Source organism: Mycobacterium sp. shizuoka-1 (assembly GCF_002723835.1).
In the GTDB taxonomy this organism is placed as follows: Bacteria; Actinomycetota; Actinomycetes; order Mycobacteriales; family Mycobacteriaceae; genus Mycobacterium.
In genome coordinates this window covers 38,915-48,440 of record NZ_BEWG01000112.1, presented here as the reverse complement: position 1 = coordinate 48,440, position 9,526 = coordinate 38,915, and the positions used below count along the sequence as shown (strand labels likewise).

The following is a 9,526-nucleotide window of genomic DNA, read 5'->3' as shown; positions in this document are numbered from 1 at the left end:
CGGTCGACATCACCCCGGAACCATCGCCCGACACCCCAGTGTCCGAGGTCGCCTGACGACCCTCGATCCACAGGATTTGACTATTTCTCCTCGATGATGATGGCGACCTTCTGGCTGATGTTCGTGGGGTGCAGTTTGACCCAGTTCATCACCGACTTGATCGCCGCGCTCTTGTCCACCAACTCGCCAGTGGCTTCGCCGGAAACCTGGACTGTGCCCGAGGCGGCGGTGTCTTCGGTTTGGAAGGTGTGCCCATTGTGGGTGAGCCGGAACGCGGTTTTGTAGGGGGTGTAGTTGCGCAGCACGTCGAGGATGAAGCCCTCCTCGATCGCCTGCTGCATCGAGTAGAGGTGGAACGGATGCGGCTTGCCGTCGACACTGGACTTGTGACCGAATAGCTCCAAGGTCTTCGCCTTGGGTGTGGCGGTGAACGCGAAGAACGACAGGTTCTTCGATTGAGCGCGGGCGGCCATCTCAGCGGCGAGCACGTCCTCGGCGTCGATGGTGCCGCCGTCGTCGAGGTCGTCCAGTTCGCTCTGCGATAGCGCGGCTTTGAGTCGTTTGGAGGCTTCGCCCGCCTGGGAGGAGTGAGCTTCATCGGCGATGATCGCGAAGCTTTTGCCTTTGAGGTCGGCTTTCTCCTGGATCAGTTGCAGGGCATAGGGGAAGGTCTGGATGGTGACGATGATGATCTTCGTGCCGCCGGTTAGCGCCTCAGCCAGCTCCTGAGATTTGGCACCGCCCAGCCCGGCGATATGCGCGACTACTCCTGGTGTGCGGTCGATCTGGCGGATCGCGTCCTGCAACTGGGCGTCGAGGACGTTGCGGTCGGTGATCACGATGACCGAGTCGAACACCGGCTTGTTGGCATCGTCGTGCAGCACCGAGAGACGGTGGGCAAGCCACGAGATGGAGTTGGTCTTGCCTGATCCGGCGCTGTGCTGAATGAGGTACCGCTGACCCGGCCCCTTAGTGCGAGCGTCCGCGACGAGCCGGGTCACCACATCCCATTGGTGGTAGCGCGGGAACAGCATCCGCTGGGTGCGGACCTTCTTGTTGGTGGACGGGTCGATCTTCTCGTCGATCTGCAGGTGCAGGAACCGCCCGAGAATGTCCAACCAGGTGTCGCGGTCCAAGATCTGCTGCCACAGGTACGCCGTCGCTGAACCGTGCGGGTTGGCCGGATTCCCGGCATGACCGCGATCGCCACGGTTGAACGGCAAGAACACGGTGTCCTTGCCCGCCAGCTTCGTGGTCATCTGCACCTCGGAGTTCGACACCGCGAAGTGCACCAGAGCCCGAGAGCCGAATTGCAGTAGCGGTTCGCCCTTGGGCAGCCGGTGATGCTTGTACTGCAGTACCGCGTCGTGGACGCTCTGGACACTGAAGTCGGTCTTCAGCTCCGCTGTGGCCACCGGGATGCCGTTGACGAAGAACACAAGGTCGATGCTGTTCGAGTTCTGCGTCGAGTAATGCACCTGCCGCATCACCCTCAGCCGCACCGCCTCGTACTTTGTCGCGGTCGTCTCGTTCAGCGACGTGTTGGGACGGAACTGGCACATTGAGAACTGGGCGTTAAGATCCTTGAAGCCCCGCCGCAGCACCGCGAGCGTGCCGCCGTTCGCCTTCGGATCAGCGCCTAACTGCTTCACCAGCGTCGCCAGGACCCCGGCCCGTGCCTTAGCCAGAGCTTCCCCGGTTAGGTCTGGCCTGACCCGCTTGGCTAACTGCTCCGGCTGTGTGTCTGCCAGCCAATCGAAGACGTCTTCTGGATATAGCGCCAGCTCGCGGTCGTAACCGCCATCTGTGGTCGAATACAGCCAGTCGTGCTCGGCCAGGTACTGGCAGATCTCGCTCTCGAACGCGGACTCGTGATGCTGCTGGACCACCGCTACGCCACCCCCCGAACATCGATCTTGCCTGTCACCGCATCAGTGATCAGTGCCGAGCGATACTCGCGTAGAACATCGATGGATGCGGAAGCCTTATTGATGAGCCTGTCTATCTGGCCGCACCGGTCTGTAAGGTAGGACACGATCCGCCGCTGTTCAGCGAGCGGTGGTTGCGGGATGGGAAATGAACCGACCTGGTCGGGACTGACGTGCGGCACACTCACGCCCGTGAACATCGGCGTTAGGTGGTGAAGGATGCCCGGTCCTGTGAGTAGGTGGAACAAATAGTCCTGTTCGAAGTTCGCCACCGCTCTCAGCCTGGCCACCCGCTGCAGGAGTAGGGAAGGCAAGTCCTCGGGGCCGATACGCGAGACTCGGATGCCGGTGCTAATGAACGGCCTGTCGAGGCCCATCACGATGTCGCCCTTTTGCAGTTCGTAGGCCGCCAGGGCCGTTGCCTCGTCGCTCGGCCAACGCACGACATCCGTCCAGTCGATCTCGTTCACCCCGACGTTCGCCCCGCGCAGCAGTCGCAGGTCGTCTGAGTCGTGAGTGAAACCTTCGCTCTTGAATGGATAGCCCGACAACAATGTGGCTGCGTACTTCACGAACGAATGCGTCCAATGGCGCGGAATCTCACCAAGCCATTCGACCCCGGACTCCTCCATTTCGACATCGGCATCGATTCCCTTGGTGACGGCGTGGGTGATCGTGGCAGTTCGGTCTTCGCGCAGGGTGGCGATGAGGTGTTCCTGCTTGACGATCAGCGCATCGATCTTCGCAGTCTGACGGTCCAAAAACTCCACGATCTTGCGCTGCCAGACGACGCTCGGTATGGGCAAGGGCAGATTCCCGTATCGCTCCGCGCTGACATTCTGGATCGTCGCTTGGATCTGTTCTGACGTGATGTACTGCCAGTACAGCCGCGACTCGCAGAAGTACCGAATGTATTCCGGCAGGGCCTTAGCTGCATCGGGTCGAGCGCGAATTAGATAGCCAGCGAAGCAACAAGGCCCCCATGCCTCGGAGTACATAATGCTCTTGCCGACCGTCGCGCCGCTTCGGGCGAATAGAAGATCGCCGTCCTTCAGGAGGTACGGCTGCGCAACTTCCGGTGGTAGCGAACGGAAGGTGTCGGGCTTCAGTGTGCCGTCGTCAGCGATGTCGGTAATCCGCACAAATCGAGGATCATCGGGCTCGTCGCTCAATGCGGCTTCATTCGCCCCATACTTGAGCGGTTCTGCTAGAAGGTGCTTTAGGCGCAGTGTCGTCCATTCATCCGGCAGCACCGATGCGTGTTTCATGCTCCAACCTCAGCCAGCATCTCCTGAATTTCACCGACCAGCACCCGGAGGTCCTTCTGGATTTCATCGAGCGGACGGGGTGGCACGTAGCGGTAGAAGTGTCGAGTGAACGGGACCTCGTAGCCGACCTTGGTCTTGTCGTGGTCGATCCAGGCGTCCGGGACGTGGGGTAGGACTTCGCGGGCGAAGTATTCCTCAATGTTCTCGGTCAGCGGCACGTTCTCTGTGTCACGTAGCGCCGGGTTGGGTTCGGGGTTGCCCTTGGAGTCGGTGACGATGACGGCGTCCTCGTCGTGCTCACCAAGGGTCGACCAGATCGTTTTCACCAATGGAGCACCTGGTTTCGAGAGCCCGCTTTTGCGAAGAGCGTCTTTGAGTTCGGTGATGAACTCGTCGCGGTCCTTCCACTCCCACCCGATCAACGTCGTGAGCGCGTTACGAAGTGCCGCCTTCTCGCCGTCGCTGAGCTTGTCGACGCTCTTCTGCGCCAGTACTTCCTCGATCTTCTCCTGGGTCGGGGTGAAGCGGAGCTGCAGCGGACGCTCGACGGTGATGGTGGAGTAGCCGAACTCCTCACCCTTGAAGACCTTCGAGTGGGCGTCGTGTTCGTCGGAAGCGTGCTGGTTGCGGAAACTGTCGTAGAGGCCACAGATGCGCTCGATGTCCTTTGAACGCAGCTCCTTGCGCTTGGAGCCGAGGGATTTGCGCATCTTGCCGTACATGTCGACGGCGTTGATGAGCTGGACTTTCCCTTGGCGTTTGACGGGCTTGTTGTTGTCCAGGACCCAAATGTAGGTGGCGATGCCGGTGTTGTAGAACATGTCGGTCGGCAGCGCGATGATCGCGTCGAGTAGGTCGTTCTCGATGATCCACTGCCGGATGTTCGACTCGCCCGAACCCGCGCCACCCGTGAACAGCGGTGAGCCGTTGAGGACGATGGCCAGGCGGCTGCCGCCATCACCCTGCTTGACGGGCTGCATCTTGGAGATCAGATGCAAGAGAAACAGCAGCGACCCGTCGGAAACTCGGGGCAGGCCCGGGCCGAAGCGTCCGGCGAAGCCGCGCTGTTCGTACTCGTCGGTGACGGCCTTCTGCTGGGTATTCCAGGCGACGCCGAACGGCGGGTTGGATAGCAGGAAGTCGAAGTGTTTGGTGCGGAAACCGTCATCGGTGAGAGTGTCGCCGAGATAGATGTTGTCGACATCCTGACCTTTGATGATCATGTCGGATTTGCACATCGCGTACGAGCGAGGATTGATGTCCTGCCCGTACAGAACCGGGCGAGCCTTCGGGTTCATCTCGATGAGGTGGTCGTGGGCGGTCGAGAGCATGCCGCCGGTTCCGGCGGCGGGGTCGTAGATGGTGCGGACCGTGCCGGGCTTGGTCAGAACGTCGTCTTGGGTGTGGAACAAGATGTCGACCATGAGAGCGATGACCTCGCGGGGGGTGAAGTGGTCACCGGCCTGGGCGTTGTTGGATTCGGCGAATTTGCGGATCAGTTCTTCGAAGATGTAGCCCATGTCGTGATTGGTGACGACCTTCGGATGCAGGTCGACGGCGGCGAACTCCTTGACGATCAGGTACAGCCGGTCGGACTTGGCCAAGTCGCTAATGAGGTCGATCATGCGGAAGCCGTCGAAGACGTCGCGGACGTTCGGTGAAAATCGCTCGATGTAGTCAATGAGGTTGTCGGCGACGCCGTCGGGGTCGCCGATCAAGGCTTCGAAGGTCCAGCGGGAAGTGTTGTAAAAGGGCAGCTTGAACTTCGCCTTCAGCATCACAGCGGGATCGACCTTGGTCGCCGAGATCTTTTTGTACGCCGCGAGGACCTCGTCCTTCGTCGGCTCCAGGATGCAGTCCAGGCGGCGCAGGATGGTGAATGGCAGGATCACGTCGCCGTACTGATTGGGCTGATACGGCCCCCGCAGCAGGTCAGCAATCTTCCAGATCAGGTTGGCATTAGTCTGCGCCATGTTCTCGATTCACTCCCCAAGTCCGATTTCGAGACACGGCGAAACTACCGCGCCGCACTGGGTGGAGGCTGGCATTGCGGGCGTTGTCGACAGTCCGGGCGCGGCGGGCAGACTGTTGAAGATGGTCCGCACCGGTGCCCGCGCTGCGGCGCTCCAGCAACTCTTGTTCCGCGCAGGACTGCAACCTGCCGCCATCGCACCTCCGTCGCCTCGGTTGGATGAACTCTCCACCGAAGCGCAGTCTGCGGTGATCGCGGTATATGACGTGCTTGGCGGACTACAGCCGATGCAGGCCCTCCGTCCCGGAGCATGGGACTTGTCATTCGACGGGGGGCTGGTCATCGAGCTAGACGAGGAACTGCACTTCAACCGCTACCGGATCACGACCCTTCAGCCCGCCGTGTCCACGAAGCTGCCTTGGCGCGACGCCTACCTTGATTTCTGCACGCGGTACGAAGCGCACTGCTTACAGGTCGGTCGGTGGGGCAAACGATGGACAAGCCCTTCCTGCGAAGCAATGTTCGGGCCCGCAGGCGAAACCGGTGCTTTGCAAGAGGCTGGCGCACCTCGATGGAAGCAGCGCGCCCTGTACGACGCGATCAAGGACATCGCCGCCTCGGACTCTCAGACATGGCGTCTTGCCAGATTGTCGGTGTGGGACAACGTTGGCGGCATCAGGCTCGGCGATGCACTGAGCGAGGGTGCGCCAATCGACGTTTCACTTCTACGCGCCCTGGTAACGCGACGGGCAACTTCCCGAACTGGCATTGTCGCTGAAAGTTCGACCTATCAGCCTGACGGAAGGCACCACGAAGACTCGGATAAACGCGCATCGATACCTTCCAGTGATACTCACCAGAGACTAAGCGAGGTCACAGTGTCGCAAGACCCCACCGTTCACGTCGACTTCAACCCAGAGCACGCCGCTCTGACATTCGATGACACGAAAGGCGAGCCGATACTGGCGCTCATCAACTGGCTTAAGCCGCCCTGACGGATGGGTTTTGTATACCGCCGATGACGACCAGTGGATAGTCGGGTCGTGGGATATAGACGGTGTGGATGAGGCAGTCGCCAAAGCAAAAAAGCACATCAGCGGCGGAGAATCATGAGCTAACGCCGCTCAGGTAGCGGTAAAGGGTCGCTCGGCTGACGCCTAAGTACTTCGCGATGCTCTTGGCAAGTGTGACCGTCAGCCTTCATCCGCCTGGCGGTAGCGATGTGCTTGGCGTCGTCGTTCTTGCCGGGTCGTCCGCCTCTACGTTCGTTGGCGGCAGCCGCTGCGAGCCCGACGCGGGTCCGCTCGATCATCTTGTCTCGTTCGAGTTGAGCGAAGACCGCCGTGGTGGTGAGCATGGCCTTGCCCGTCACTCCTTCGGTGTGCGTTTTGGTTGATCGCAGAGCGGGCGGGGCGGGGGCGTCGGCAAGTCAAAAACAGACTTCACACCGTGAAGGCGACGTTCCCACATTCTTGATCGTCCAGTCCTCAAGCTCGCTGCGCCGCCTTGCACACGCTTTCACGTAGTCGCCGACGAACACGTCGCCCCGTGCGGGTTCGCCGTTAATCGTGTGACACGTGGCCTGATGCAGTATCACGTAATTTGGGTTGTAGGACTTCTCCATATTGAGGACATAGCCACCTCGGTGTTTGCTGACCCAGGCCCGATAGCCCTCATCGTCGCCGCCATCGAACACAGTCACGCCTTCGGACTGTCGATCTAACAGCAGCCGGGAACATTCAGGGCACTCGCCGCTACTCGCGAAGTCGACCTCGTGCTCCGAACAGCGCCGTACCCAGCTCGACTGCCGTTCAGTCCCGCCTGCAGTGATCATCGGTCAGCCACCTTTCGGTCCAGCTTGGTAAACGCGACAGACCCCTTGCTGCTGGGGTACACGCCCGGCTCGTCGTGCGCGGCGGCCAGATCGCGCATCCGCAGCGCCACCGACGACGGCACTCGCTGCAGCCTGTCGGCCAAGGCGATGATCTCGGGGTGTGCCGAACCGAGCACGCAACCGTGCCGACGGTATAGGTCATCGACAGCGATCACGTGCTCTTCAGTCCACGGGTTGGTGTTATAGATGGTCGCCCGGCTGACCCCATATTTGTTGGCTAGCGCGGTTGCAGACTCCCCGGCAGCAAGGCGCGACTTCACCTCGGCGATCTGCTCATCAGAAAGGGCAGGCTTGCGCCCCTTGTAGACACCCTTGGTCTTGGCGATGGCGATGCCCTCACGCTGGCGTTCGAGCAGCAGGCTGCGCTCGAACTCGGCCACCGCCCCCATCACACTGAGCATGAGCACAGCGCAGGGGTCACTGGTGTCACCGAAAGTCAGGCCCTCCTTCACGAACCGGACCCGCACCCCCTTGCCGGTGAGTTCATCGACGGTGCGACGGAGATCGACCAGCGAGCGGGCCAGCCGATCCATGCTGTGCACGACAACTTCGTCGCCCTTGCGGACGTGCTTCATCATCGCCTGCAACTCGGGCCGGTTGGTGTCCTTGCCGCTGGCGTGATCGGTGAACACCTCGTCGAGATCGAAGCCGTCGAGCTGGCGGTCGGTGTTCTGGTCCATGGTGCTGACCCGCCGATAGCCGACGATCTGACCCGTGCCCATCTACCCCCCAGTGTTGATCTGATGTCTAAGACCCATCATGGCACATGTCCATTAATCAGACAACAACCCTAGATGGACACTAGAGCGTCGCCTGCAGGCCGCCTCATTTGACTAGAGCCTAGATAGACAGCGCCGTCGTTGAACATCGAAAGGGTCACCTCGGCGGGCAGCGCACAAAGCGAAGCGATTGAATCGAGTTAGAAGCCATTAACGTCGAAGTCCGCCGTCTACGATTCTCAAACGGGTGTGGAAATGGGGGTTGTTGGTCGCCTTGATTCCTGATCTTGTTGACGGCCACCTGCCGGTTGGCACGTACCTATGCACACTGGAGGAAATGGAGTCGCGGTTCGTCGATGCGGCAGAGTTCGCTGCATCTACCAGCCGTCGCGCCGTGTTCGACGGCCTTGTGGACTATCTCGCCGACTGGGAAGCCATCGAGACTGCTCTAAGAGTCAAGGTGTTAAAACGGCTATGGGTTGGTGGGAGCTTTACCAGCGGCGCTGTTGAGGTTGGCGACGTCGATATCTCGCCGTTCCTCGATAGTGACGCGCTTAGCTCGCTGCGTGGCCGCCGAGGTGCGGGTCAGCTCAAGGCGCTGTACCAACACCGGGACCGGATCAAGTCGACCTACCGAGTGGAACCGTTCGTCGTACTATGGAAGCCATTCACCACCCTCAAGCTGCGGAATCTGGAGGCTGACGAATACGAGTACGTAGCCACTCGCGGCATGATGGACGACTTCTGGCAACGCACGACCGACCTGTCGGTGAAGCAAGCGATGCTTGTCGAAGACGCTGAACCAGCCCGAGGGTATCTGGAGGTGACGTTATGAGCCTGGCCGACAGGTACCCACGCCTCCGACGTCGTCACGTACCGGATTGGGTAGTGAACAACGACGACGATGATTCGGACCTCGTTCAAGCTGCGCGCCAATCACTCGTTGGGGCGATTCAAGACGTCACCCCGAGTGCCAGATTTCCAATCCACTTGGATCTCCGGCTCATTGGTCCATCGACGGAAGGTGGACGACTGCCGTCCAATGCCTTGTTGATCGCAGACCGCTTCCAAAGTGAGGTGCGGGAGGCGCTCGGTTCAGCAGCGGCAGCGCGTATCGCAGACATTGATTGGCAAGGTGTAAGCGAGGGAAGCGCGATCATGCACATGGTTCCCCGCTTTGTTGCCACAAACCCGGATCACCTCGACGTTGCCGTAGTAGACGAGTTTGAGTCGGCGGTCGCACACGTTCTCAAAGTGCACGACGCGCTTGAAAACGAGGCTGACGATAGCGCGTTTGCAGAAGAACGACCCGACTTCCTCCAACAACTACGACTACTCACGTCCGAGCTGAACGACCAGAACCTCGACCTTCAGGTCATTGCAGCAGGGAGCACCGGCAGCCGGTTGAACTCCACCCTTTCCAGGAGGGGTCGCATCCGCGCTAAGGCGCTTTTCGAAAGATCGGCGGTATCCTCCCCGCAGGTATTGTCGGGGCGCGTGGTGAGCGTGGATCTCGAAGGCAACGCCATCGAAATGCGGGTGCAGAAACAGCGGGCGAAGGCAAAAATTGTCGATGTGCCATCCGATGTGCTCGTTGGCGGTGTGGTTATGGTTGGCCAACCAGTCGCCGTGTCAGTGATCACGGAACACCAGGCGGATCAGACTGGGAATCGGACTGCCGAGAAGCACGTATGGGTCGGTATCGCGGCAGACAAGCTGCCGGACTGATCGCCCAGGTTCACAGA

At 60.5% G+C, this 9,526-nt stretch carries 7 protein-coding genes and 2 pseudogenes; 3 read left to right on the top strand and 6 right to left on the bottom strand.

Translation table 11 applies throughout. The features are described 5' to 3' along the window. Window positions 1-89: 89 nt before the first annotated feature. From MSZK_RS27955 to MSZK_RS27945, 3 genes and pseudogenes are all read right to left on the bottom strand, one after another. Window positions 90-1,889: pseudogene (locus tag MSZK_RS27955) on the bottom strand (DEAD/DEAH box helicase family protein); the annotation flags it as partial. Between the two features lie 2 nt (window positions 1,890-1,891). Further along, window positions 1,892-3,196: a restriction endonuclease subunit S gene (locus MSZK_RS27950; RefSeq protein ID WP_099251781.1), complete on the bottom strand. Its 1,305-nt coding sequence runs from the start codon at window positions 3,194-3,196 to the stop codon at window positions 1,892-1,894. Further along, window positions 3,193-5,169, bottom strand: a complete 1,977-nt coding sequence (locus MSZK_RS27945) for a class I SAM-dependent DNA methyltransferase (RefSeq protein ID WP_099251780.1) — start codon at window positions 5,167-5,169, stop codon at window positions 3,193-3,195. Before MSZK_RS27945 ends, MSZK_RS27950 begins: the two co-directional genes overlap by 4 nt. 121 nt (window positions 5,170-5,290) lie before the next feature. Between MSZK_RS27945 and MSZK_RS32740 the strand changes: the two genes are divergently transcribed. After that, a complete protein-coding gene (locus MSZK_RS32740; RefSeq protein WP_199203521.1) occupies window positions 5,291-6,163 on the top strand; it encodes a hypothetical protein in 873 nt (290 codons plus the stop codon). A 112-nt stretch (window positions 6,164-6,275) separates the two neighbouring features. Here the strand turns inward: MSZK_RS32740 and MSZK_RS33265 are convergent, their stop codons facing one another. The 3 genes and pseudogenes from MSZK_RS33265 to MSZK_RS27925 all read right to left on the bottom strand — a co-directional run. After that, window positions 6,276-6,341, bottom strand: coding sequence for a helix-turn-helix domain-containing protein (locus MSZK_RS33265; RefSeq protein ID WP_233211554.1), 66 nt, complete (start codon window positions 6,339-6,341; stop codon window positions 6,276-6,278). Window positions 6,342-6,597: 256 nt separating this feature from the next. Beyond that, window positions 6,598-7,002, bottom strand: coding sequence for a hypothetical protein (locus MSZK_RS27930; RefSeq protein ID WP_099251779.1), 405 nt, complete (start codon window positions 7,000-7,002; stop codon window positions 6,598-6,600). 239 nt (window positions 7,003-7,241) lie between these two features. Next, window positions 7,242-7,784: pseudogene (locus MSZK_RS27925) on the bottom strand (recombinase family protein); the annotation flags it as partial. Window positions 7,785-8,028: 244 nt separating this feature from the next. Here MSZK_RS27925 and MSZK_RS27920 point away from each other — a divergent pair. Further along, the gene (locus tag MSZK_RS27920; protein ID WP_099251778.1) at window positions 8,029-8,616 is read left to right on the top strand and encodes a hypothetical protein; all 588 of its coding nucleotides are present in this window, start codon (window positions 8,029-8,031) and stop codon (window positions 8,614-8,616) included. A gap of 53 nt (window positions 8,617-8,669) precedes the next feature. Further along, the gene (locus MSZK_RS27915) at window positions 8,670-9,509 is read left to right on the top strand and encodes a hypothetical protein (RefSeq protein WP_142390020.1); all 840 of its coding nucleotides are present in this window, start codon (window positions 8,670-8,672) and stop codon (window positions 9,507-9,509) included. Window positions 9,510-9,526 lie beyond the last annotated feature (17 nt).

Bases quoted from the DNA above. Each gene is read 5' to 3' on its own strand.
- MSZK_RS27950 (WP_099251781.1), bottom strand. From the start codon at position 3,196: ATGAAACACGCATCGGTGCTGCCGGATGAATGGACGACACTGCGCCTA.
- MSZK_RS27945 (WP_099251780.1), bottom strand. From the start codon at position 5,169: ATGGCGCAGACTAATGCCAACCTGATCTGGAAGATTGCTGACCTGCTG.
- MSZK_RS32740 (WP_199203521.1), top strand. From the start codon at position 5,291: ATGGTCCGCACCGGTGCCCGCGCTGCGGCGCTCCAGCAACTCTTGTTC.
- MSZK_RS27930 (WP_099251779.1), bottom strand. From the start codon at position 7,002: ATGATCACTGCAGGCGGGACTGAACGGCAGTCGAGCTGGGTACGGCGC.